Raw genomic sequence first — 21,587 nt, 5'->3', positions numbered from 1 at the left:
CCGGCGCGGAGGGAGGAGGACGCGCGCAAGATGACCGCCTCGCCGCCAGCGCTGTCGAAGCGCCTGCTGGTCGTCGCTCACGCGCCGTCGGAGAATACCCGGCGGCTGCTGGAGGCGGTGTTGCGCGGCGCCCGGCAGGACGGCATCGAGGGGGTCGAGACGCGGCACCAGCCGCCGCTCGAGGCCGGGCCCGAGGACGTGCTGGCGGCCGACGCGATCCTGCTCGGGACGACCGAGAACCTCGGCACCATGAGCGGCGCCCTGAAGGACTTCTTCGACCGCAGCTACTACCCTTGCCTGGAGCGGACCCAGGGGCTGCCCTATGCGCTCTGGATCCGCGCCGGCCACGACGGCACCGGCACGCGGCGCGCCGTCGAGTCCATCGCGACCGGCCTCAGATGGCGCCCGGCCCGCGCGCCCTTGATCTGCCGAGGCGCCTTCGACGAGGCCTTCGTCGGACAGTGCGAGGAGCTGGGCGGCTGGATGGCGGCGGCGCTCGACGCCGGGATCCTGTGAGGGCGGCGGGCGGCTACCGCTGGCCCGCCGCCTCGACCTCGCGCGAGGGCGGGGCCGAGTCGGGATCGAGGGTGCGCACGACGTAGGCGTCGGCCTTCGGCTTCCAGTCCTGCCAGAGCAGGGCGAGCTCGGCGACCGGCGTCGCGCTCTTGTCGATCCGCAGGTCGGCATAGGCGAAGTCCGGCCCGCCGTAGACCAGCAGGGCGGCCGACTGCAGCGGGTCCAGCTCGCCGCCCGCGGCGAGGCCGGCGGCCAGCCCGGCGATCAGCCGCTCGGCGAGCGGGCCCGCGGTGGTCTCGAAGGCCTCGACCATGGCCGGCAGCACCGCGTCGCTGGCCAGGTAGTTGCCGAGCGCGAGGCAGTCCCGGCCGACCAGGCCGCCGCAGGACGGCAGGCAGGAGGCGCCGGTGACGTGCGCCGCGGCCCCCGAACGCTCCAGCACGCCGAGCTGGCGCCAGTGCGGCGCCGTCGCCGCCGCCTGCATCGCCGCCAGAGCGGCCGCGGCGTCGCCGCCTGCGGCGTGGGCCGCGATGCCGACGGCGTGCAGCCGCGGGTCGGTGCGCGCCTGGGACAGCACGACGCAGTCGCGGCCGACCCGGCCGACGCGGGCGCCGACGCAGACGCTGGAGGTCGCGACGGCGCAGCCGATCTGGCCGGTCTTGCGGCAGATCCCGGCGAGCGAGAAGGTCATTCCGCAGCCTTTCCGGTCTCGCCCGCGTCGCCGGCCGCCGGCTCGTCCTCGGGGATGACGATGCCGGTCTGGCTGGCGATCAGGCCGTAGTGCTCGATGCGGCGGTGCCGCGCGAAGTCGAAGACGCTGCGCCGGATGTAGGCGCCGAGCTCGAGGTCGCAGGCGTAGGAGATGACCTCGTCGTCCTCGCCCGAGGCACGGGCCACGGTCTCGCCGGTCGGGGCGACGATCGCCGAGCCGCCGATCATCGCGAAGCCGTCCTCGGCACCGCACTTGGCGGCGGCCATGACCCAGGCGGCGTTCTGGTAGGCCGCCGACTCCAGCGAGAGCCGGTTGTGGAACTCGCGCAGGTGCGCCGGCTCGGGGTGATGGATGTTGAGGGTCGGCGTGTTGTAGCCGAGCAGGAAGACCTCGGCGCCCTGCAGCGCCATGACCCGGAAGGTCTCAGGCCAGCGCCGGTCGTTGCAGATGCACAGGCCGATGCGGCCGACCGAGCTCCCGAAGCTGCGGAAGCCGAGGTCGCCGACCTCGAAGTAGCGCTTCTCCAGATGCTCGAAGTTGGCCTTGCGGATCGGGTCCCGGGTGCCGGGCAGGTGGATCTTGCGGTACTTGCCGATCACCCGGCCGTCGCGCTCGACCAGGATCGCGGTGTTGTAGCGGTGCGTCTCGCCGCCCTCGACGACCTTCTCGGCGAAGCCGAGGTAAAAGCCGATGCCGAGCTCGCGCGCGACCTCGAAGAGCGGCCGCATCGCCGGCGAGGGCAGGCCCTCCTCGAAGAAGCGGTCGTAGTCGGCCGGGTCGTCGTAGACGTAGCGCGGGAAGAAGGTGGTGAGCGCGAGCTCCGGGAAGGTGATCCAGACGGCGCCGCGGCCGTGGGCCTCGCGCAGCAGCGCGATCAGGCGGGCGACCGCCGCCTCCTTGCTGTCGGCCAGCGAGATCGGCCCGAGCTGGCCGACGGCGAAGATCCGGGTTCGGCTCATTCATTTCCTCCGTAGGGCGGGCCTTTCCGCCCGCCTCCGCTGCTCAGACCTAGACGGAGCCGGCCTGAAGCTGAAATAAACAAGCGGGCCGCCGGAATAACGCGAGGTTATATGATCAACGCCCGCCAGCTCGAGGTGCTGAGCACCGTCATCGAGGTCGGCACGACCGCCCGGGCGGCCGAGATCCTCAACGTCTCGCAGCCCGCGATCAGCAACATGATCCGCCACACCGAGAGCGTCACCGGGCTGACCCTCTTCGAGCGCGACCGCGGCCGCCTGATCCCGACGCGCGAGGCCCGGCACATCGCCCAGGAGGCCCAGCACCTCTTCATGCAGCAGAAGCGCATCCGCACCATCGTCGCGGAGCTGCGCGAGGGCACGATCGGCACGCTCGCCATCGTCGCCTCGCCGAGCATCGGCCTCGGCGTGCTGCCCAAGGCGCTGGCCAGCTTCGCCGCCCAGCGCCCCAAGGTGCGGGTCTCGCTGGAGCTCGGCTCGATCGACGAGATCACCGAGCTGCTGGCCAGCGGCCGCGCCGACATCGGCTTCTCGATCACCGTGTCGCGCCACCCCTCGCTGTCGGTGACGCCGCTCGCCGAGGGGCGCCTGGTCTGCGTCTGTCCGCGCGGCCACGACCTGACCCAGGTGAAGAAGGTCAAGGTCACCGACCTCAACCTGATGCCGCACATCTCCTACGCCGCGGCGACGCCGCTCGGCCGCCTGGTCGACCAGGTCTTCGCCGAGCGCGGGCTCGAGCGCCGCTACGGCTACGAGGTGCGCCACACCGCGACGGCCCTGGAGATGGTCGCCGCCGGCATCGGCGTCGCGCTGGTCGACAACTTCGCCCTGATCGGCCGCGAGGATCCGCGCATCGTGGCGCGCGAGACCGACCCCCTGCTGCCGATCCGCATCTCCTCGATCACGCCGCGGCTGTTCCCGGCCTCCAACGTGACGACCGCCTTCATGGAGCACTTCCGCAGTTTCGTCGCCGCGCCGGCGTGACCGGCCCACCGTCCGGCCCCCTGGGCCCGGGGTCAGTCGCGCAGGGTCCAGCTGTCGCGCCGCCGCGCCGTCGGGAAGCGCTCCTCCAGCCCCAGCTCGGCGATCCGCTCGATCGAAGCCTCGAAGAGCGCGCGGGAGACCGAGACGCTGTCCGGCTCCAGCGCGACCAGGCGCAGGATCTCCTCCTGGTCGCCGTAGGCCGCGAGCAGGGCCTCCAGCGCGGCGACCGCCTCGCCGGCGCTGTCGACGCGCAGGTCGCAGCGGTCGATGCCGTGCGGCCCGGTGACCCTGAGCGCCGCCGAGTGGAGCGGCTCCAGGATCTCGCCGCCGGCGTCCCGGCCGGCCGCCAGGGCCTGCACCAGGCGCCGCTCCAGCGCCGCCTGCGGTGCCGCCTCGAAGGCCGCGACCATGGCGTCGGTGATGCGGTCGTTGGCCAGGATGTTGCCGATCGCGACACAGTCCTTGCCGATCGAGTGGCTGTAGATCGAGTACATGCGCCGGCCGTGGTAGATCGCCGCGCGCCCCTCGGCATCGAGGGCGGCGAGCTGACGCCACTCGATGTCGGGCGCGCCGGCCACCACCTGGGCGATGGCGTCGTCGGCCGAGAGGCCCTTGTCGAGCAGCGCGATGCCCCGGTCGCCGAGCCGCGAGTCGGTGCGGTGCTGGCTGAGGAAGGCGCCGCGCCGGTGGCTGACCCTGAGGCAGCGGTTGCCGACGGCCAGCGCCGAGGTGCCGACCACGCCGCCGAAGGCGCCGGTCTCCGGGCAGCGGGCGATCATCGAGAAGGTCATGGCGTCGCTCTCTTGCTGTCGCGCTGAGACGGCATCGCGCTCAGACGGTGTCGCGCTGGGGCAGGGGCACGCCGCCTTCCTGCCGCTCGAAGCGCGCCCACATCGCCTCGGTCGCCGCCTGGGCCTCGGCGACCACCTGCCGCTCGTCCAGGGTCGTCGCGCGGCCGTCGCGCAGCAGGAAGCGGCCGTCGACCAGGACGTCGGTGACGACGCCGGGATGGCCGTAGTGCACGAGGTTCGAGACCAGCGAGAGCCGCGGCGCCAGGGCCGGCGCCTCGAGGTCGAAGAGGGCGAGGTCCGCCTTCATGCCGACGGCGATCCGGCCGAGGTCGTCGCGGCCCAGCGCCTTCGCCGCGTTGGCCGTCGCGTAGTCGAGGACCTGGCGCGGGCCGGGCGTCACCGAGCGGCCGTAGGCGCCGCGATGGACCACCAGGGCCAGCTTCATGGCGTGGAACAGGTCCTCGGTCATGTTGTCGGTGCCGAGGGTGATGTTGACGCCGGACTCCAGGATCGCCTTGATCGGCAGGCGGTGCGGCCCCTTGGCCGACATGCTGGCCGGGCAGTGGGCGAAGTGCACGCCGTGGTGGGCCAGGATCTCGACGTCGGCCTCCGTGCAGAAGGTCCAGTGCACGGCGAGCAGGTCGTCGGCCAGCCAGTCGTTGTCGCGCAGGTACTCGGTCGAGGTCTTGCCGTGCAGGGTGCGCACCTGCTCGACCTCCGAGACGATCTGGCTCAGGTGGATGGTCCGGCGCAGGCCCTTGTCGCGGGCCAGGCGGTTGAGCTCGGCCAGCATCCAGGGCGAGCAGTTGTCCGGCGCGTGGGCCGCGACCATGACCCGCACGCGGTCGTCGGCGGCGCCGTGGAAGCGCTCGATCAGGGCCCGGCTGCGCGCCAGGAAGGTCTCGCCCCACTCCCGGTCGAAGCGGTAGCCGCTGCGCCCGACCTCGCGGGTCAGGGCGTCGGCGGCGCTTTCGCAGAGATAGAGCCGGAGGCCGCTGTCGATCATCGCCGGGGCGTAGTCGGCGACGTGGCGCAGCGGGTCGACCAGGGTGGTGGTGCCGCTGCGGATCGCCTCCAGGCAGCCGAGCCGGGCGATCGCCGCCCGTTCCTGCGGCTCCAGCAGGTAGCTGGCCGGCACCATGTACTGGTAGACGAGATTGCCCTCGATGTCCTCGACGGTGCCGCGCAGCACCAGCAGGATCGTGTGGGTATGGGCGTTGACGAGGCCGGGCGAGACGGCGCGCCGGCTGGCGTCGATGCGCTCGAAGCCGGCGAAGGCGCTGCCCTCGGGCGGGCCGTCCAGGAGGGCGACGATGCGGTCGCCCTCGACGGCGATCCAGCCGCGGCGCAGCTCGGCGAGGCCGTCGTCGCCGGGCGCCAGGTAGCGGGCGTCCTCGAACAGGTAGCGGGCCATGGGTCTCAGTTCCTGCGGCGCAGCGAGACGACGACCATGATGCTGGCGGTCAGCAGCGTCAGCACGGTCGCGACCGCCGCGATGGTCGGGTCGATATTGTCCTGGATGCCCTGCCAGATCATCTTCGGCAGGGTCTGGACATTGCGCACGGTCAGGAACAGCACGGCGACGATCTCGTCGAAGGAGACGATGAAGGCGAAGAGCGCGCCGGCCAGCATGCCCGGCCGCGCCGCCGGAACGACCACCGAGATCACCGTGGTCCAGACCGAGGCGCCGAGGCTGCGCGCCGCCTGCGGGATGCGGCGGTCGAGGTTGGCCAGGGCCGCGAAGACCGAGATGGTGACGTAGGGCAGCGCCAGCAGCGTGTGCGCCAGGATCACGCCGCCCAGGGTATCGATCAGGCCGAGCTGGACCCAGAAGCGGTAGAAGCCGAGGGCCTGCACGACCGGCGGCACCAGCAGCGGGGTGATCAGCACCCAGCGCGCCACCGTCGCCCAGAAGTCGGAGAGGAACCAGCAGCCGACCGCGAAGGCGGTGCCGAGCAGCGTCGCCAGCGCCGAGACGGCGACGCCGATGACGACGCTCTGCCAGGTCGCCTCCAGCCAGCGCGGGTTGGTGAAGTAGTTGACGTAGTGGGCCAGCGACAGGCCCTGCCCGGGCAGCGAGATGTAGGAGTGGTCGGTCAGCGAGACCGGCACCACGACCAGCATCGGCAGCAGCAGGAAGGCCAGCACCATCCAGGCGCCGGTGCGCATCGCGATGCGGAAGAAGCTCGCCTTCTGCATCAGCCGCGCTCCAGCAGGGTCTTGCGCAGGTTGACGAAGCGCGCCGCGGCCAGGATCACCGCCGCGGTCGCGACCAGCAGGGCGACCGACAGCGCGGTGCCCAGGCCCCACTTCAGGAACTCCTGGATCTGGTAGGTGATGTACTCGGAGATCATCAGCACCCGGCCGCCGCCGAGCAGCGCCGGGGTGATGTAGAAGCCGAGCGAGATGACGAAGACCAGCAGCGCCGCCGAGAAGATGCCCGGCAGGGTCTGCGGCAGGTAGACCTGGCGGAAGGCGGTCAGCTCCGAGGCCCCGAGGCCGCGCGCCGCGGCGACGTAGGAGGGGTCGATGCCCTTCATGTTGGCCATCAGCGGCAGCACCGCGTAGGGCAGCATGACGTGGACCATGGCGATCAGCACGCCGAACTCGTTGTGCATCAGCGCCAGCGGCCGGTCGATCAGGCCGAGCCCGATCAGCGCGTCGTTGACCACGCCGCCGCGGCCGAGCAGGACGATCCAGGCGAAGCTGCGCACCAGCACGGAAAGCCAGAAGGGCAGCAGCACCAGCATCAGCATCAGGCCGACGTAGCGCGCCCGGGTGTTGTAGATGGCGTAGGCCACGACGTAGCCCAGCAGCAGGCAGCCGACCGTGGTCAGGGCGGCGACCCGGAAGGTGATGACGAAGCTGGTCCGGATCGCCCGGCTGGACAGCAGCTCGACGTAGTTGCCGAACCCGGTCGTCGGCTCGGTGAAGCTGATCGCGAAGATCTGGATCAGCGGCCAGACGTAGAAGATCAGCATGGCCGCCAGCGCTGGCAGGATCAGCAGCCAGTACCGGTGACGGTCCGCGAAAGCCCTGGCGGCCATGTCCGATCGCTCTTTCCGTTTGCCCCAGGTCGCCGGGTCAGTTGATCAGGGCGTCGATGTAGAGCTCCTCGGCCTTGACCTGGTTCTTGGCGTACCAGTCGTCGTTGTAGACGGTCTGGGTGGCCATGTGCTCGGGCGAGCTCGGATCCCAGGCCTTGAGCTCGTCCGGCACCATCGCCGCCGCGGCCGGGTTGGCCGGGCCGGAGCCGATCAGCTTCAGCCACTCGACCTGGAGCTTCGGGTCCTGGGTATGGGCGATGAACTTCATCGCGAGCTCGGCGCCGGCCGGGTTGTTCTTCGGCACGACCCAGGCGCCCGGCGACAGCACGCCCTCGTTGAAGGTGACGGAGAAGCCGCCGGCCGGCATCTGGTCGCGCAGCAGCTGGGCCCGGGTGCTCCAGATGCAGCCGATCGCCACCTCGTTCTGCAGGAACAGGTCCTGGCTCGCCGAGCCGGAGGACCAGACGATGATGTGCTCGCGCAGCTCGTGGAACTTGGCGATCGCCGCCTTGATGCCCTTCTCGTCCTTCAGGAAGTCGTAGACCTCCTGCGGCTTCGCGCCCATCGCCATGGCCGCCGTCTCCAGCATGCCGCGGACCGACTTGCGGAAGGTGCGCTTGCCGGGGAAGTCCTTGACGTTCCAGACGTCCGCCCAGGTCTTCGGCGTCTCCTTCAGCATCTGCGTGTTGCAGCAGAGCACGTAGCTGTACATGTAGTTGGCGACGCCGTACTCCCAGGTGAAGCCGTCGATCACCTTGGACTTGTCGACGATCGAGTAGTCGATCGGCGTGGCGACGCCCTGGTTGCCCATGATGATCGCCGAGCCGGGGCCGCTGTCGCAGACGTCCCAGACGACGGCGCCGCTCTCGACCATCGCGCGGATCTTGCCGGCCGAGGGGCCGGAGCCGTCGACCGTCACCTTGACGCCGGTCTCGGCGGTGAAGGTGTCGCCCATGACCTTCTGCAGCACCTTCGAGGGCTCGCCGCCCCAGTTCACCAGCACCAGCTCCTTGGCGTCGGCGAAGGCCTTGTCGCTGCCGATCAGCGGCACCAGGCCGAGCGCGCCGAGCAGCTTGAGCAGGCTGCGGCGGTCGATCTCGCCGCGCCGGAAGCGCTGTGCGGCGATCTCGGCGAGGTCCGTACGGAACGCTTGGTCCTCCATCGGTGAGGCCTCCTTCTTCCTGTTCATGTCGCTGTCTCCTTGTCGGATTGCTGTCGTTGCTCTTCTTGGGAGGCGCTCAGGCGTCCTCCAGGAACACGCAGGCGTCGGCGTCCCAGTCGAAGGAGACCGGCAGGCCGTCCTCGGGCACGACGCCGGACTTCCAGGTCGGGCAGGACACCAGGATCTGGCCGAAGCCGGGATGGTCGAGGATCACGTGGCAGCGCTCGCCCAGGTAGGAGGTCTGCCGGATCGCGCCCTCGAAGGCGGCGCCCTTCGGCGGCGCCAGGCGGATGCGCTCCGGGCGCAGCGCGACCCGGCCGCGGCCGCCCGCCGGCGGCGCCTCGGTCGCGACCTCGAAGCTCTCGCCGCCGGCGCGGCAGCGGGCGCGGCCGCCGGCGAAGCCCTCGACCTCGACGTCGAGGAAGTTGCTCTTGCCCAGGAAGTCGGCGACGAAGGTCGTGCGCGGCGCGTTGTAGAGCGCCCCGGGCTCGCCGATCTGCTGGACCAGCCCGTCCTTCAGGATGACGATGCGGTCGGACATCGACAGCGCCTCGTCCTGGTCGTGGGTGACGTAGATGAAGGTCACGCCGAGCTTGCGGTGCAGGTCCTTCAGCTCCCACTGCAGGTCGGCGCGCAGCTTCTTGTCGAGCGCGGACAGCGGCTCGTCGAGCAGCAGCACCGAGGGCCGGAAGGACAGGGCGCGGGCCAGCGCCACGCGCTGCTGCTGGCCGCCGGACAGCTGCGAGGGCATGCGGTCGGCGAAGCCCTCCATCTGGACCAGCGCCAGGCACTCCTCGACCCGCGCCTGGATATCGGCCGGCTTCCACTTCCGGACCTTGAGCGGGAAGGCGATGTTGTTGCGCACGTTCATGGTCGGGAACAGGGCATAGCCCTGGAAGACCATGCCGAAGTCGCGCCGGTCCGGCGGCAGGTCGGTGATGTCCTTGCCGCGCAACACCAGCCGGCCCTCGTCCAGGCCGGTGAAGCCGGCGATCGCCGTCAGCAGCGTCGTCTTGCCCGAGCCGGAGGGGCCCAGCAGGGTCAGGAACTCGCCCTCGCCGATGTCCAGCTCGATGCCGCCGAGCGCCTGGACGGTGCCGTAGCGCTTGACGGCCTTGCGGATCGACAGGACGGATGGGCTGCTGGGAGCGGTCATCAAAAGTCCAGCTGCTGCGAGGGTCGGCCGGCGCAGCAGATCATGGGGTGCCGCCACAGTGAAATTAAATAGACCCCCCGGTCTATAACCCCGGATTATGAAGTTCGGAGGCGAAGGACCGGCAGCCGGTCAGGCCGCTGCCGCGAGGATCCCGCCGAGCGCCATCGCGACCGCGGCCTGGGTCGGGTCGACGACCGGCAGCCCGAGCCGCTTCTCCAGGCGCGCACGCTGCGCGGCCATGCCGGCGCAGCCGAGCACGACGGCGCCGGCGCCGAGCGCCTTCAGCCTCTCGCCCCGGTCGGCGAGCTGGGCGAAGGCCGCCTCGCCGTGGCCGCTCTCGGCGACCGACAGGCCGTCCAGGGCCAGCTCGCCGGCGAGCCGGCTCTCGACCCCCATGCGGCGCAGGTAGCGCAGGTGGCGCGGGATCGAGGTCGCGGCGACGGCGATCACGCCGATCCGGTCGGCGCGGGCGAGAGCGCTCAGCACGCCGGCCTCCTGGATGCCGTAGACCGGCGCGGCGGTCACCGAGCGCACCAGGTCGATGCCGGGGTCGGAGTAGCAGGCGATGACGAAGGCCGAGGCGTCGGGGCGCCGCTCGGCCAGGTCGGCGAGGCGCAGTCCGGCCTCCTCGACGTGGCGCTGGGTGATGATGCCCGGCGGTCCCTCGGCGATCGTCAGGCACTCGATGGCCGGGCCGCCGGGAACGCGGAAGCGCTCCAGGGCCCGGGACAGGCCGTCGGTCACCGACTGCGAGGAGTTCGGGTTGACGACGAGGATGGGCCCCGGGGAGGGCGCGGGTCGGTCGGCGCTCATGCCCCCAGCTTGGCACCGAAGCCGCGGTCGCGGTCAAGCGCCGCGGCGCGCCCGCCTCCGCTTCGGCCGGCGCAGGCCTCGCCGGGGTGCCGTATAGGACGGCCTTATAGCCGCGGCGCGATCGATAATTGGCCGCTCGCGGCGGGCCGGTGCCAGAGTGTCGGCGGGGGAGGCCGAGCGGGTCGGCCGGCACGGAGAGCGCGATGAGAGAGTTCGATCTGGTCGTCCGCGGCGGGACCGTGGTCACCGCGGCCCAGACCATGGACTGCGACGTCGGCATCGTCGACGGCAAGGTCGCGGCCCTGATGGCCGGGCTGCCGCCGGGCCGCGCGGAGGTCGACGCGACCGGCCGCCTGGTCCTGCCGGGCGGCGTCGAGGCGCACTGCCACATCGAGCAGAAGTCCTCCTTCGGCCTGATGACCTCGGACGACTTCTACAGCGCGACGGTCTCGGCGGCCTTCGGCGGCAACACCACGGTGCTGCCCTTCGCCGCGCAGCACCGCGGCCAGTCGCTGCTCGAGGTCGTCGAGGACTACGAGCGGCGGGCCGGCGAGAAGGCGGTGATCGACTATTCCTACCACCTGATCGTCTCCGACCCGACCGAGGCGGTGCTGAACGACGAGCTGCCGGCGCTGATCCGCCGGGGCCTGACCTCCTTCAAGGTCTACACGACCTACGACCTGCTGAAGCTCGACGACTACCAGATCCTCGAGGTGCTGGCCGTGGCGCGGCGCGAGGGCGCCCTGGTCATGGTGCACGCCGAGAACCACGAGATGATCCGCTGGCTGACCGAGCGGCTGCTGGCCCGCGGCCATGTCGCGCCGCGCTACCACGGCATCGGCCACAGCCGGCTCGCCGAGGGCGAGGCGACCAGCCGGGTGATCAGCCTCTCGGAGCTGCTCGACGTGCCGCTGCTCGTCGTCCACGTCTCCTGCCGCCATGCCACCGAGGCGATCCGCGACGCCCAGACCCGGGGCCTGAGGATCTACGGCGAGACCTGCCCGCAGTACCTCTTCCTGACTCTGGAGGACCTGGACCGGGCGGGCATGGACGGGGCGATGTACTGCTGCAGCCCGCCGCCGCGCGACGCCGAGTCCCAGGCGGCGATCTGGAACGGCCTGCAGAACGGCACCTTCCAGGTCTTCTCCTCCGACCACGCGCCCTACGCCTTCGACGAGACCGCCAAGCTGGCGGCCGGCCCGGACGCGCCCTTCCACAAGATCGCCAACGGCCTGCCGGGCATCGAGCTGCGCATGCCGCTGCTGTTCAGCGAAGGCGTGCGCAAGGGCCGCATCGACCTGCAGCGCTTCGTCGAGCTGACCTCGACCAACGCCGCGCGGCTCTACGGCCTGTTCCCGCGCAAGGGCACGATCGCGATCGGCGGCGACGCCGACCTCGCGATCTGGGAGCCGGAGAAGCGGGTCGAGGTGCAGTGGGAGCTGCTGCACGACAGGGTCGGCTACACCCCCTATGCCGGAAGGCAGCTGACCGGCTGGCCGACCACCGTGGTCAACCGCGGCCGTGTCGTGGTCGACGGCGGCCGGCTGCTGGCCGAGCGCGGCTCCGGCCGCTTCGTGCCGCGGGGCAGCTCCAGCTTCGCCCGGCCGCGCGGCGTCGCCCTGCGCGAGCTGGACGAGACCCGCAACTTCGGCGCCGCCCTGCTCGACTAGGGAGCGACCCGGACCGGGCGGAGCCGCGGCCGGCAAAGCAAAAGGGCCAGCCGAGGCGGCTGGCCCTTTCGGATCTGGTGGAGCCGGACGGAATCGAACCGACGACCTCTACAATGCCATTGTAGCGCTCTCCCGACTGAGCTACGGCCCCTTCGCCCCTCGCGGGGAAACTCGTGCCTCGGCGCCTCGGGGTGCGCCGGGGATGCGGAAATTAGGGAGCGTTCCCCGGCAATGCAAGCCGGAAAATCGAGGCTCGCTTCCGTCGCGCGCCGCCCCCGTCAGTCCTCCTTGTCGTCGTCCGCGACGTCGACCTCGATGTCGTCGTCGTCGCCCAGGTCGGCGGTGTCCTCGACCATGTCGTCGTCGCTCTCGTCGGCCTCGGCCTCGTCGTCGAGCTCGAGCTCGTCGTCGTCCATGATCGCGGCGTCACGCGCCTCGTCGACCTTCGACTTGGTCGGCCGGGGCTTCTCCTTGGGCGCCAGGGGCTTGCCGCGCCGGCTCTTGAGCACGGCCTCGGGATCGAAGGTCGCACCGCAGGCGGGGCAGACGATCGGGTCCTTGCCGAGGTCGTAGAACTTGGCGCCGCAACTCTGACAGATGCGCTTGCTGCCCCACTCAGGCTTCGCCACGTCGGATCTCCCGTCTTTCTTCGTCGCGGACGTTCAGGGATAAAGGAAGGCGGCGCGTTTGCCACGCTCCGCCGGGCTTGTCAAACCCTTCTCGCGCGCGCTAATCCCCCGGCGCCGCCGGGCGCCACGGGAACGCGCCGGGGGCTTTTCCGTTCCGGGCCCGTGCCCCGCAGCCGCAGAGGTCGCCGCCAGAGCCGTGAGCACGTCAGGATCCAGCCAGCAGCCCGCCTCCCGGACCGGACACGACCGGGGCGGCCGCGCCATGACCGCACGGCCCGGCGGACCGCTCGCCGGCCGCATCGCGGTGCCCGGCGACAAGTCGATGTCGCACCGCGCCCTGATGCTCGGCGCCCTGGCCGAGGGCGAGACCCGCATCGAGGGCCTGCTCGAGGGCGAGGACGTGCTGTCGACGGCCGGCGCCATGGCCGCGCTCGGCGCCGAGGTCGAGCGGCTCGGCGACGGCCGCTGGCGGGTCGTCGGGCGCGGCGTCGGCCGGCTGGCCGAGCCGGCGCAGCCGCTCGACTTCGGCAATGCCGGGACCGGCGCGCGCCTCTGCCTCGGCCTGATCGCCCAGCAGCCGATCTTCGCCGTGCTGGTCGGCGACGCCTCGCTGAGCCGGCGCCCGATGGGCCGGGTCACCGAGCCCCTGGCCCGGATCGGCGCCCACTTCCTGTCGCGCGCCGGCGGCCGCCTGCCGCTGGCGATCCGCGGCGCCGAGCAGCCGCAGCCGATCAGCTACCGCCTGCCGGTCGCCTCGGCCCAGGTCAAGTCGGCCCTGCTGCTGGCCGGCCTGGCCGCCGAGGGCACGACCGAGGTGATCGAGCCGGAGGCGACCCGCGACCACACCGAGAACATGCTGCGCGCCTTCGGCGCCACCGTGACGGTGAGCGACGAGGCCGACGGCCGCCACGTCCGGCTGGCCGGCCCGGCGCGGCTGACGGCGGCGCCGGTCACCGTGCCGGGCGACATCTCCTCGGCCGCCTTCCCGCTGGTCGCGGCGCTGGTCGTGCCCGGCTCCTCGGTCGTCATCGAGAACGTCGGGGTCAATCCGCTGCGCACCGGCCTGCTCGACTGCCTTGCCGAGATGGGCGCCGGCCTGCGCCTGGTGAACCGCCGCGACCAGGCCGGCGAGCCGGTCGCCGACCTGGTCGCCGAGGCCGGGCCGCTCAAGGGCATCGTCGTGCCGCCGGAGCGCGCGCCCTCGATGATCGACGAGTATCCGATCCTGGCCGTCGCCGCGGCCTTCGCCGAGGGCCGCACCGAGCTGCGCGGCCTCGGCGAGCTGCGCGTCAAGGAGAGCGACCGCCTGGCCGCCACGGCGCGGGGCCTCGCGGCCTGCGGCGTCGCGGTCGAGGAGGGCGAGGACTGGCTGGTCGTGCACGGCCTCGGCGGATCCGGTCGCCGGCCCGCCGGCGGCGCGCGCATCGAGGCCAACCTCGATCACCGCATCGCCATGGCCTTCCTGGTGCTCGGGCTGGCCGCCGCGGCGCCGGTCGAGGTCGACGACGCCAGCCCGATCGACACCTCCTTCCCCGGCTTCGCAGCCCTGCTGCGCGGCCTCGGGGCCGATCTCGCCTGAATCTCGACCAGCTTCCGGAGTAGCGATGACCGCCGAGCCTTCGAGCCTGCCCGAAACCCGTTCCGCCGACCGGCCGGCGATGGTCGTCGCCATCGACGGCCCGGCGGCCGCCGGCAAGGGCACGCTGGCCCGCGGCCTCGCTCGGCAGCTCGGTTTCGCCTACCTCGATTCCGGCTCGCTGTACCGTGCGGTCGGCGCCAAGGTGCTGGCCGAGGGCGGCGATCCGGCCGACGACGAGACCGCGGCGCGCGTGGCCGAGGCCCTGCAGCCGGCCGACCTGGAGCGGCCCGACCTGCGCAGCGAGGCGGTCGGCCGGGCGGCGTCCCTGGTCGCCGCCAAGCCCCGGGTGCGCGCCGCGCTGCTGGCCTTCCAGCGCCACTTCGCGGCGAGCCCGCCGGACGGCAAGGCGGGGGCCGTGCTCGACGGCCGCGACATCGGCACGGTGGTCTGTCCGGACGCGCCGGCCAAGCTGTTCGTCGACGCCAGCGTCGAGATCCGCGCGCGCCGGCGCATGGAAGAGTTGCGGCAGACGGGCGCCGACGCTATATACGCGGCCGTCCTGGCAGACCTTAAGGAGCGCGACGAGCGGGATCGCAATCGCGCTGTCGCTCCTTTGAAGCCGGCGGACGACGCCGAGCTCCTCGACACGACGGATCTCGGCATCGAGGAGGCGCTCGAAACGGCGCTCCGCATCGTCCGTCGGAAGACCGGCCTCGCCGTGACCAAGCAAGCCTGACGCGGTACCGGACAGCCCCAATGGCACCGGGCGGCGTCGGGAAGACCGCCGGAGAAAACCGGCCGGCCTGGATAACCCGAAAACGCGAAAGGACTACACACAGTCATGAGTGACACCGCCGCGGCCTCGCCGCAGACCCAGAACAAGGAATCTTTCGCCGCGCTGCTCGAGGAATCCCTCGGCACCGAGGACAGCCTCGAAGGCACCGTCCTGCGCGGCCGCGTCATCCGCATCGAGGGTGACAGCGTGCTGGTCGACGTCGGCCTGAAGTCCGAGGGCCGCGTCGCCCTCAAGGAGTTCGTCAAGGGCGGCGAGGACGACGGCCTCGAGCCCGGCAGCACCGTCGAGGTCTTCCTGGAGCGCATGGAGGACAAGAACGGCGAGGCGATGCTGAGCCGCGAGAAGGCGCGCCGCGAGGAGAGCTGGAACCAGCTCGAGAAGGCCTACGCCGACAACAAGCGCGTCACCGGCCACATCTTCGGCCGCGTCAAGGGCGGCTTCACCGTCGACCTCTCGGGCGCCGTGGCCTTCCTGCCCGGCAGCCAGGTCGACATCCGCCCGGTGCGCGACGTGACGCCGCTGATGCACACGCCGCAGCCCTTCCAGATCCTCAAGATGGACCGCTCGCGCGGCAACATCGTGGTGTCGCGCCGCGCCGTGCTGGAAGAGGACCGCGCCGAGCAGCGCAGCGAGCTGGTCGCCAACCTCAAGGAAGGCCAGATCCTCAACGGCATCGTCAAGAACATCACCGACTACGGCGCCTTCGTCGATCTCGGCGGCGTCGACGGCCTGCTGCACGTCACCGACATCTCCTGGCGGCGCATCAACCACCCGACCGAGGCGCTCTCGATCGGCCAGCAGGTCAAGGTGCAGGTCATCCGCTTCAACCCGGAGACCCAGCGCATCAGCCTCGGCATGAAGCAGCTCGAGGCCGATCCCTGGGAGGGCGTGTCGGCCAAGTACCCGGTCGGCGCCAAGTTCATCGGCCGCGTCACCAACATCACCGACTACGGCGCCTTCGTCGAGCTGGAGCCGGGCATCGAGGGCCTGGTCCACGTCTCCGAGATGAGCTGGACCAAGAAGAACGTCCATCCGGGCAAGATCGTGTCGACCTCCCAGGAGGTCGAGGTGATGATCCTCGACGTCGACGAGCAGAAGCGCCGCATCTCGCTCGGCCTCAAGCAGGTCCAGGCCAACCCCTGGGAGGACCTGGTCGAGCGCTTCCCGATCGGCACCGAGCTGGAAGGCGAGATCAAGAACATCACCGAGTTCGGCCTGTTCGTCGGCCTGCCCGGCGACATCGACGGCATGGTCCACCTCTCGGACCTCGACTGGGAGAAGTCCGGCGAGGAGGCCGTGAAGGACTACCAGAAGGGCCAGATGGTCAAGGTCAAGCTGCTCGACATCGACGTCGAGAAGGAGCGCATCTCGCTCGGCATCAAGCAGCTCGAGTCCGATCCCTTCGAGAACACCGCCGACCGCTTCAAGAAGGGCGCGGTGGTCACCGGCACGGTCTCCGAGGTCAACGACGGCGGCGTCGAGCTGCAGCTCTCCGAGGGCGTCACCGGCTTCATCCGCAAGGCCGACCTGTCGCGCGACCGCTCCGAGCAGCGCCCGGAGCGCTATGCGGTGGGCGAGCGCGTCGACGCCAAGATCACCAGCGTCGACCGCAAGAGCCGCAAGATCTCGCTCTCGATCAAGCAGCTGCAGATCGACGAGGAGAAGCAGGCGATGGCCGAGTACGGCAACACCGACTCCGGCGCCAGCCTGGGCGACATCCTGGGTGCCGCGCTGAAGCAGCAGCAGCAGAAGCAGGAGGCCGAGGGCGGCGACAAGTAAGCCGTCCCGAGCCCGCTGCGACGGATTGCGGCCGGGTCCCGACGGGGCCCGGCCGTTTTTCGTTGCGGGAGCGCCGCCGGCCGTGCGCCGAACCTTCCTCAGGGTCGTGCGTTATCTCCTTGTTATGAAAGGCGCTTCCTTGACCGCTCAAGGCGCCTCTGGCAGGCTAGCGCAGGCGTGTGGACAGGCCTTGCCCTCCTGGCTGGCTGTGGGACCATCAGGCGCCGGCCTGGACCGGGAATCGGGGAACCATGACCAAGTCCGAGCTGATCCAGCGGATTGCCGAGCTCAATCCGCACCTCTACCACCGCGACGTCGACCGCATCGTCTCGACGATCTTCGACGAGATCGCGGAAGCGCTGGCGCGCGGCGACCGGGTCGAGCTGCGCGGCTTCGGCGCCTTCTCGGTCAAGCAGCGGGATTCCCGGATCGGCCGGAACCCCCGTACCGGCGAGGCGGTCCCCGTCGCGGCCAAGGCGGTGCCCTTCTTCAAGACCGGCAAGCAGCTGCGCGAGCGCCTGAACGTCGACTAGGGTCGGCGGCCGGGTCGGCCGCCGGGACCATGCATGCTGGAGGCGGCCGGCCGGTCGGCTGCCGAACCGCGGGCCGTGCCGGCCCGGCCCAACGGAGGAGATTGACCCAGTGAAGCGGCTGCTCTGGCTTCTGACCGCTCTGCCCCTGCTCGTCGTGCTGGTCGTCTTCTCGGTCAACAACCGCGGCGCCATCGCGGTCAACCTCTGGCCGCTGCGCTACGAGGCGGCGCTGCCGCTGTTCCTGGTCGTGCTCGGCAGCCTGGTGATCGGCTTCCTGCTCGGCCTGCTGCTGGAATGGCTGTTCGAGGGGCGTACCCGCGCCGCCCTGCGCGCCGAGCGCCGGCGCCTCGCCGCCAGCGAGCGCGAGCTGAAGAAGCTGCGCCAGGCCGAGGCCAAGCGTGCCGCCGAGCGCAAGGCGCCCGCGCGCCCGGCCCTTGAGGCGCCGATGAGCACGGCGCTGCCGGCCCCCTCCGAGCGCTGAACCGCGCCGCCCCCTCGTCCGACCGAGCGTTCCAGGGGTCCCGTCGATGCGCATCGTCGCCGCCAACGAGGTCCAGGCCGCCCTCGACTTCCCGCTGCTGGTCGACCGGCTGCGCGACGCCTTCCGCCGCGACGTCGCGGCGCCGGTGCGCCATCACCACAACCTGCCCAGGGGCGGCGAGCCGGACGCGACGCTGCTGCTGATGCCGGCCTGGCAGTCGGGCCGGCACGTCGGCATCAAGATCGTCACGGTGACGCCGGGCAACGCCGAGCGGGGGCTGCCGGCGGTAACCGGCGTCTACCTGCTGAACGACTGGAAGACGGGCGCGCCGATCGCGCTGATCGACGGGCCGATGCTGACCCTGCGACGCACCGCCGCAGCCTCGGCGCTGGCCGCCAGCTACCTGGCGCGCCAGGACGCCGAGCGGCTGCTGATGGTCGGCACCGGGGCGCTGGCGGCGCATCTGGTCCAGGCCCACGCCGCCGTGCGGCCGATCTGCAACGTGCTGATCTGGGGCCGCAATCCCGCCAGGGCCGAGAAGCTGGCGCGGGCGCTGAACCGGCGCGACTTCAAGGTCGACTTCACCGAGGACCTGGAGGGCGCGGCGCGCGGCGCCCACGTGATCAGCTGCGCGACGCTCAGCCACGATCCGCTGGTCCAGGGCGAGTGGCTGCAGCCGGGCACGCACCTCGACCTGGTCGGCGGCTTCACGCCCGAGATGCGCGAGACCGACGACGAGGCGATCCACCGCGCCCGGGTCTTCGTCGACACCCGGGCCGGGGCGACCACGGAGGCCGGCGACATCGTCCAGCCGCTGGCCAGCGGGGTGCTGAAGGAGGCGGACATCGCCGGCGATCTCTTCGAGCTGTGCCGCGGCGAGCGGCCGGCCCGCCGCTCCTACGCCGAGATCACGCTGTTCAAGTCGGTCGGCACCGCGCTCGAGGACCTGGCCGCGGCGCAGCTGGTCGTCGAGCGTACATGACGGGCCGGCGCACATGACGGGCCGACGCACATGATCCCGGGGGCCGGGCCGGCCAGGCCGGGCCCTGCCGAGCTCCAGAGGATGCTGGAGCGGGCCGTGGCGCTGCACCGCGCCGGCCGGCCGGCCGAGGCGCTGCCGCTCTATCGCCGCCTGCTGCAGGCCGCGCCCCGGCATCCCGACTGCCAGCATCTCTACGGCCTGGCGCTGCATCAGGCCGGCCGCGGCCGCGAGGCCCTGCCGCCGCTCGAACGGGCCGTCGCGCTGGCCGGCGACAACGCCGCCTTCTGGCGCAGCCTCGTCGCCGTGCTGCGCGAGCTCGGGCAGCAGGAGCGGGCGCTCGAGACGCTGCGCCGGGCCCTGCGCAGGCTGCCGGAGGACCCCGGGCTCGCGGCCCTGCAGGGCGACCTGCTGGCCGCCGGCGGCGACCTCGCCGGAGCGGTCGGGGCCTGGCGGCGGGCGCTGGAGGTCGGGCCGCCGGCGGCGCCGCTGCTGGCCAATCTCGGCAGTGCCCTCAACGCCCTCGGCCGGCACGACGAGGCGCTCGCCGCCTACGACCGGGCGCTCGCTCTCGATCCCGACCTGCCGGCCGCCCTGACCGGCCGGGGCGAGGCGCTGCTCCGCCTCGGGCGCGAGGCCGAGGCCCTGGCGCCGCTCGGCCGCGCGCTCGAGCGCGAGCCGGGCTCGCTGCCGGCGCTGAAGGCTCTCGGCCAGGCCCGCGAGGCGACCGGCGACGTCGAGGCGGCGGTCGCGACCTTCCGGCAGGGCCTGGCGCTGGCCCCGCACGACGCCGAGCTGCAGGCCGCCCTCGGCCAGAGCCTGCAGCGGCTCGGCCGCTTCGAGGCGGCGCGGGAGGCGCTGGAGCGTGCCCTGGCGCTGAAGCCCGACCATACCGACGCGCTGACCGCGCTGCTGCAGGGCCGGGCCCTGGCGCCCGACGCGCCCGAGGCCGGACGCCTGCGCTCGATCCTGGCCGACGAGGCGCGGCCCCTGGCCGAGCGGGCCGGTGCCGGCTTCGCCCTGGCCCGCGCCCTGCAGCGCGGCGCGGCCCACGAGGCGGCCTTCGCCGCCGCCGCCGAGGCGAATGCCCTGGCGGCGCGGGCCCGGCCGCACGACGCCGCCGGCTATGCCGCCTACGTCGAGGCGCTGCTCGCGGCCTTCCCGAAGGCCCTCTTCGAGCGCCTGGCCGGGTCTGGCGACCCCGACCCGCGGCCGGTCTTCGTCGTCGGCCTGCCGCGCTCCGGCACCAGCCTGGTCGAGCAGATCCTGGCCAGCCATCCCGCGGTCTACGGCGCCGGCGAGCTGACCGCGCTGCCGGCCCTGGCGCGCGCCCTGCCGGCGCGGCTCGCCGCGGCCGAGCCCTGGCCGGCCTGCGCCGCCCGGCTCGACGCGGCGGCGCTGCGCGGCCTCGCCGCCGACTACCGGGCGGCTTGGCCGGCGGCGACCAGCGGGGCGGCGCGGGTCACCGACAAGCTGCCGGCCAACTACCACTACCTCGGCCTGATCGCGCTCGCGCTGCCGGCGGCGCGCATCGTCGCCTGCCGGCGCGATCCGCGCGACGTCGCGCTGTCCAACTACTTCCAGTTCTTCGAGCGCGGCCAGACCTTCAGCCACGACCTCGGCGACCTCGCGCGCCAAGTCCTGGCGCACCGCCGGCTGATGGCGCACTGGCAGGCGCTGCTGCCGCCCGGCGCGATCCTCGAGGTCGACCACGAGGCGCTGGTCGACGACCTGGAGGGCGGTGCGCGCCGCCTGGTCGCGCACTGCGGCCTGGACTGGGATCCCGCCTGCCTCGCGTTCCATGAGACCGAGCGGGCCGTGCAGACGGCCAGCCTCTGGCAGGTCCGCCAGCCGCTCGACCGCGGCTCGGTCGGCCGCTGGCGCGCCTACCGGCGCCAGCTCGAACCCTTCGTCGCGGCGCTGGCCGCCGGGGGCTGGGAGCTCGACGACTAGGGTCGGCCCGCGGGGCTTGCCCGGCGGCCGGCCGGCCGCCATGCTGCCGCGCCCTTGCCGATCCCACCGAGGAAGCCTGCCGTGCCCGGAGCCTACGGCGCCGTCGACCCGCTGTTCCTGCTGCTCGCCGCGCTGGCGGCGGAGGCCTATCTCGGCGGCCTCGACTGGGGCTTCGGCGGCTGGTCCTGGCCGCGCCGGCGCTTCGCCGAGCTGCTGCGCACCCTGCAGCAGCGGCTCGACCGGCCGGAGCGGGGGCCGGCGGCGCTGCGCATTCGCGGCCTGCTGGTCGCCGGCCTGGTGCTGGTCGGAGCCCTCGTCCTCGGCGAGCTGGTCGGCCTGTTCACCCGCAACTACCCCTTCGCCTGGGCGATCGAGCTGGCGCTGCTGTTCGGCGCGCTGCGCCTGCGCCGCAGCCACCGCCAGGGCGAGCAGGTGCTGGCCGCGCTCGGCCGGGGCAGCGTGCAGGCGGCGCGCGGCGCCCTGGCCCGGCTCGGCGCCGCCGACCTGGCCCCGCAGGCGGTCGAGGCGCTGCCCCGCCAGGGCCTGGCGGTGACCGCCCAGACGCTGCTGGAGCGGCGCTTCGCCGACGCCGCCGTGGCGCCGGCCTTCTGGTTCGTGCTGCTCGGCCTGCCGGGCCTCTTCGCCTGGGTCGCGATGCAGCGCGCCTGCCTGGTGCTCGGCGGCCCGGGCCTCGCCGGCGGCCGGCTCGCCGGTGCCGCCAGCGCCGCCTTCGGCCGGCCGACGGCGCTGCTCTTCGCGGCGCTGCGCTGGGCGCCCGCGCGGCTGGCCGAGCTGCTGCTCGCCGCGGCGCGGCGGCTGCGCCGGGCGCCGCCGCCCGACGGGCCGCTCGAGGTCCTGGCCGGGGCGCTCAGCCGCCACGCCCTCGCCGGCCTGCTGCTCGCCGGCGGGCTGGTCCTGCTGATCGTGCTGCGCCTGCTGCTGCGCGGCGAGGTGCCCTGAGGGCCCTTTCCGGCCGAGGCGGGCAACCGCAAGGGCGGCGGCACGTTGTCCCTGGAGTCCCGACGATCGC

Annotated in this window: 21 protein-coding genes and 1 tRNA gene; 11 read left to right on the top strand and 11 right to left on the bottom strand. The window is 72.6% G+C overall.

The window, feature by feature from the left end:
* The first annotated feature begins 30 nt into the window (after positions 1 to 30).
* Positions 31 to 516 (top strand): flavodoxin family protein, encoded by a 486-nt coding sequence (locus tag B9O00_RS02605; RefSeq protein ID WP_085120851.1) that lies wholly within the window; start codon positions 31 to 33, stop codon positions 514 to 516.
* Positions 517 to 529: 13 nt separating this feature from the next.
* Here B9O00_RS02605 and B9O00_RS02600 read toward each other — a convergent pair whose 3' ends face one another.
* Together B9O00_RS02600 and B9O00_RS02595 are read right to left on the bottom strand one after the other, a co-directional pair.
* Positions 530 to 1,207, bottom strand: a complete 678-nt coding sequence (locus tag B9O00_RS02600) for a DUF1028 domain-containing protein (RefSeq protein ID WP_085120850.1) — start codon at positions 1,205 to 1,207, stop codon at positions 530 to 532.
* Positions 1,204 to 2,187, bottom strand: coding sequence for an N-carbamoyl-D-amino-acid hydrolase (locus tag B9O00_RS02595; protein ID WP_085120849.1), 984 nt, complete (start codon positions 2,185 to 2,187; stop codon positions 1,204 to 1,206). Before B9O00_RS02595 ends, B9O00_RS02600 begins: the two co-directional genes overlap by 4 nt.
* Before the next feature lie 111 nt (positions 2,188 to 2,298).
* Here B9O00_RS02595 and B9O00_RS02590 point away from each other — a divergent pair, with 111 nt between their 5' ends.
* Entirely contained in the window at positions 2,299 to 3,189 is an 891-nt protein-coding gene (locus tag B9O00_RS02590; RefSeq protein WP_085120848.1) for a LysR family transcriptional regulator, read from the top strand.
* A gap of 32 nt (positions 3,190 to 3,221) precedes the next feature.
* Here the strand turns inward: B9O00_RS02590 and B9O00_RS02585 are convergent, their stop codons facing one another.
* The 7 genes from B9O00_RS02585 to B9O00_RS02555 form a co-directional block, all read right to left on the bottom strand.
* Positions 3,222 to 3,980: a DUF1028 domain-containing protein gene (locus tag B9O00_RS02585; protein ID WP_085120847.1), complete on the bottom strand. Its 759-nt coding sequence runs from the start codon at positions 3,978 to 3,980 to the stop codon at positions 3,222 to 3,224.
* A 40-nt stretch (positions 3,981 to 4,020) separates the two neighbouring features.
* Complete coding sequence (locus B9O00_RS02580) at positions 4,021 to 5,394, bottom strand: amidohydrolase family protein (RefSeq protein ID WP_085120846.1); 1,374 nt, start codon at positions 5,392 to 5,394, stop codon at positions 4,021 to 4,023.
* A 5-nt stretch (positions 5,395 to 5,399) separates the two neighbouring features.
* The gene (locus tag B9O00_RS02575) at positions 5,400 to 6,179 is read right to left on the bottom strand and encodes an ABC transporter permease (RefSeq protein ID WP_085120845.1); all 780 of its coding nucleotides are present in this window, start codon (positions 6,177 to 6,179) and stop codon (positions 5,400 to 5,402) included.
* A complete protein-coding gene (locus B9O00_RS02570) occupies positions 6,179 to 7,027 on the bottom strand; it encodes an ABC transporter permease (RefSeq protein WP_085120844.1) in 849 nt (282 codons plus the stop codon). Before B9O00_RS02570 ends, B9O00_RS02575 begins: the two co-directional genes overlap by 1 nt.
* Before the next feature lie 37 nt (positions 7,028 to 7,064).
* Positions 7,065 to 8,216: an ABC transporter substrate-binding protein gene (locus B9O00_RS02565; RefSeq protein WP_085120843.1), complete on the bottom strand. Its 1,152-nt coding sequence runs from the start codon at positions 8,214 to 8,216 to the stop codon at positions 7,065 to 7,067.
* Between the two features lie 49 nt (positions 8,217 to 8,265).
* Positions 8,266 to 9,345 carry an ABC transporter ATP-binding protein gene (locus B9O00_RS02560; RefSeq protein WP_085120842.1) on the bottom strand — a complete coding sequence of 360 codons (1,080 nt, stop codon included), beginning with the start codon at positions 9,343 to 9,345 and terminating at the stop codon, positions 8,266 to 8,268.
* A gap of 129 nt (positions 9,346 to 9,474) precedes the next feature.
* Positions 9,475 to 10,158 carry an aspartate/glutamate racemase family protein gene (locus tag B9O00_RS02555; RefSeq protein WP_085120841.1) on the bottom strand — a complete coding sequence of 228 codons (684 nt, stop codon included), beginning with the start codon at positions 10,156 to 10,158 and terminating at the stop codon, positions 9,475 to 9,477.
* A 203-nt stretch (positions 10,159 to 10,361) separates the two neighbouring features.
* Here B9O00_RS02555 and hydA point away from each other — a divergent pair, with 203 nt between their 5' ends.
* Positions 10,362 to 11,828 carry a dihydropyrimidinase gene (hydA, locus tag B9O00_RS02550; RefSeq protein ID WP_085120840.1) on the top strand — a complete coding sequence of 489 codons (1,467 nt, stop codon included), beginning with the start codon at positions 10,362 to 10,364 and terminating at the stop codon, positions 11,826 to 11,828.
* Between the two features lie 75 nt (positions 11,829 to 11,903).
* Here hydA and B9O00_RS02545 read toward each other — a convergent pair.
* Both B9O00_RS02545 and B9O00_RS02540 read right to left on the bottom strand, forming a co-directional pair.
* Positions 11,904 to 11,979, bottom strand: a tRNA-Ala gene (locus tag B9O00_RS02545).
* 127 nt (positions 11,980 to 12,106) lie between these two features.
* On the bottom strand, positions 12,107 to 12,457 hold the full coding sequence (locus B9O00_RS02540; protein WP_085120839.1) for a TIGR02300 family protein: 351 nt from the start codon (positions 12,455 to 12,457) through the stop codon (positions 12,107 to 12,109).
* 262 nt (positions 12,458 to 12,719) lie between these two features.
* Here B9O00_RS02540 and aroA point away from each other — a divergent pair, with 262 nt between their 5' ends.
* From aroA to B9O00_RS02500, 8 genes are all read left to right on the top strand, one after another.
* Positions 12,720 to 14,036 (top strand): 3-phosphoshikimate 1-carboxyvinyltransferase, encoded by a 1,317-nt coding sequence (gene aroA / locus B9O00_RS02535; RefSeq protein WP_085120838.1) that lies wholly within the window; start codon positions 12,720 to 12,722, stop codon positions 14,034 to 14,036.
* Between the two features lie 25 nt (positions 14,037 to 14,061).
* Positions 14,062 to 14,772, top strand: a complete 711-nt coding sequence (gene cmk, locus B9O00_RS02530) for a (d)CMP kinase (protein WP_322111160.1) — start codon at positions 14,062 to 14,064, stop codon at positions 14,770 to 14,772.
* 105 nt (positions 14,773 to 14,877) lie between these two features.
* The gene (gene rpsA, locus B9O00_RS02525; RefSeq protein WP_085120837.1) at positions 14,878 to 16,611 is read left to right on the top strand and encodes a 30S ribosomal protein S1; all 1,734 of its coding nucleotides are present in this window, start codon (positions 14,878 to 14,880) and stop codon (positions 16,609 to 16,611) included.
* 251 nt (positions 16,612 to 16,862) lie between these two features.
* A complete protein-coding gene (locus tag B9O00_RS02520; protein ID WP_085120836.1) occupies positions 16,863 to 17,144 on the top strand; it encodes an integration host factor subunit beta in 282 nt (93 codons plus the stop codon).
* A gap of 109 nt (positions 17,145 to 17,253) precedes the next feature.
* Positions 17,254 to 17,625, top strand: a complete 372-nt coding sequence (locus B9O00_RS02515; protein WP_159460068.1) for a lipopolysaccharide assembly protein LapA domain-containing protein — start codon at positions 17,254 to 17,256, stop codon at positions 17,623 to 17,625.
* 46 nt (positions 17,626 to 17,671) lie between these two features.
* Complete coding sequence (gene lhpI, locus B9O00_RS02510) at positions 17,672 to 18,607, top strand: bifunctional Delta(1)-pyrroline-2-carboxylate/Delta(1)-piperideine-2-carboxylate reductase (RefSeq protein ID WP_085120834.1); 936 nt, start codon at positions 17,672 to 17,674, stop codon at positions 18,605 to 18,607.
* 81 nt (positions 18,608 to 18,688) lie between these two features.
* Positions 18,689 to 20,557: a tetratricopeptide repeat-containing sulfotransferase family protein gene (locus B9O00_RS02505; RefSeq protein WP_159460067.1), complete on the top strand. Its 1,869-nt coding sequence runs from the start codon at positions 18,689 to 18,691 to the stop codon at positions 20,555 to 20,557.
* Positions 20,558 to 20,638: 81 nt separating this feature from the next.
* Positions 20,639 to 21,517 (top strand): cobalamin biosynthesis protein, encoded by an 879-nt coding sequence (locus B9O00_RS02500; protein ID WP_159460066.1) that lies wholly within the window; start codon positions 20,639 to 20,641, stop codon positions 21,515 to 21,517.
* The last annotated feature ends 70 nt before the right edge of the window (positions 21,518 to 21,587 follow it).

This window comes from Tistlia consotensis USBA 355 (genome assembly GCF_900177295.1).
Lineage (GTDB): Bacteria > Pseudomonadota > Alphaproteobacteria > Kiloniellales > DSM-21159 > Tistlia > Tistlia consotensis.
Note: the sequence above shows the minus strand (reverse complement) of the source record. Positions and strands in the feature narration are given on the sequence as shown.

Excerpts from the sequence above, each read along its gene's own strand:
- B9O00_RS02605 (WP_085120851.1), top strand. The coding sequence starts at position 31 with ATGACCGCCTCGCCGCCAGCGCTGTCGAAGCGCCTGCTGGTCGTCGCT.
- B9O00_RS02600 (WP_085120850.1), bottom strand. The coding sequence starts at position 1,207 with ATGACCTTCTCGCTCGCCGGGATCTGCCGCAAGACCGGCCAGATCGGC.
- B9O00_RS02595 (WP_085120849.1), bottom strand. The coding sequence starts at position 2,187 with ATGAGCCGAACCCGGATCTTCGCCGTCGGCCAGCTCGGGCCGATCTCG.
- B9O00_RS02590 (WP_085120848.1), top strand. The coding sequence starts at position 2,299 with ATGATCAACGCCCGCCAGCTCGAGGTGCTGAGCACCGTCATCGAGGTC.
- B9O00_RS02585 (WP_085120847.1), bottom strand. The coding sequence starts at position 3,980 with ATGACCTTCTCGATGATCGCCCGCTGCCCGGAGACCGGCGCCTTCGGC.
- B9O00_RS02580 (WP_085120846.1), bottom strand. The coding sequence starts at position 5,394 with ATGGCCCGCTACCTGTTCGAGGACGCCCGCTACCTGGCGCCCGGCGAC.
- B9O00_RS02575 (WP_085120845.1), bottom strand. The coding sequence starts at position 6,179 with ATGCAGAAGGCGAGCTTCTTCCGCATCGCGATGCGCACCGGCGCCTGG.
- B9O00_RS02570 (WP_085120844.1), bottom strand. The coding sequence starts at position 7,027 with ATGGCCGCCAGGGCTTTCGCGGACCGTCACCGGTACTGGCTGCTGATC.
- B9O00_RS02565 (WP_085120843.1), bottom strand. The coding sequence starts at position 8,216 with ATGAACAGGAAGAAGGAGGCCTCACCGATGGAGGACCAAGCGTTCCGT.
- B9O00_RS02560 (WP_085120842.1), bottom strand. The coding sequence starts at position 9,345 with ATGACCGCTCCCAGCAGCCCATCCGTCCTGTCGATCCGCAAGGCCGTC.
- B9O00_RS02555 (WP_085120841.1), bottom strand. The coding sequence starts at position 10,158 with ATGAGCGCCGACCGACCCGCGCCCTCCCCGGGGCCCATCCTCGTCGTC.
- hydA (WP_085120840.1), top strand. The coding sequence starts at position 10,362 with ATGAGAGAGTTCGATCTGGTCGTCCGCGGCGGGACCGTGGTCACCGCG.
- aroA (WP_085120838.1), top strand. The coding sequence starts at position 12,720 with ATGACCGCACGGCCCGGCGGACCGCTCGCCGGCCGCATCGCGGTGCCC.
- cmk (WP_322111160.1), top strand. The coding sequence starts at position 14,062 with ATGACCGCCGAGCCTTCGAGCCTGCCCGAAACCCGTTCCGCCGACCGG.
- rpsA (WP_085120837.1), top strand. The coding sequence starts at position 14,878 with ATGAGTGACACCGCCGCGGCCTCGCCGCAGACCCAGAACAAGGAATCT.
- B9O00_RS02520 (WP_085120836.1), top strand. The coding sequence starts at position 16,863 with ATGACCAAGTCCGAGCTGATCCAGCGGATTGCCGAGCTCAATCCGCAC.
- lhpI (WP_085120834.1), top strand. The coding sequence starts at position 17,672 with ATGCGCATCGTCGCCGCCAACGAGGTCCAGGCCGCCCTCGACTTCCCG.
- B9O00_RS02505 (WP_159460067.1), top strand. The coding sequence starts at position 18,689 with ATGCTGGAGCGGGCCGTGGCGCTGCACCGCGCCGGCCGGCCGGCCGAG.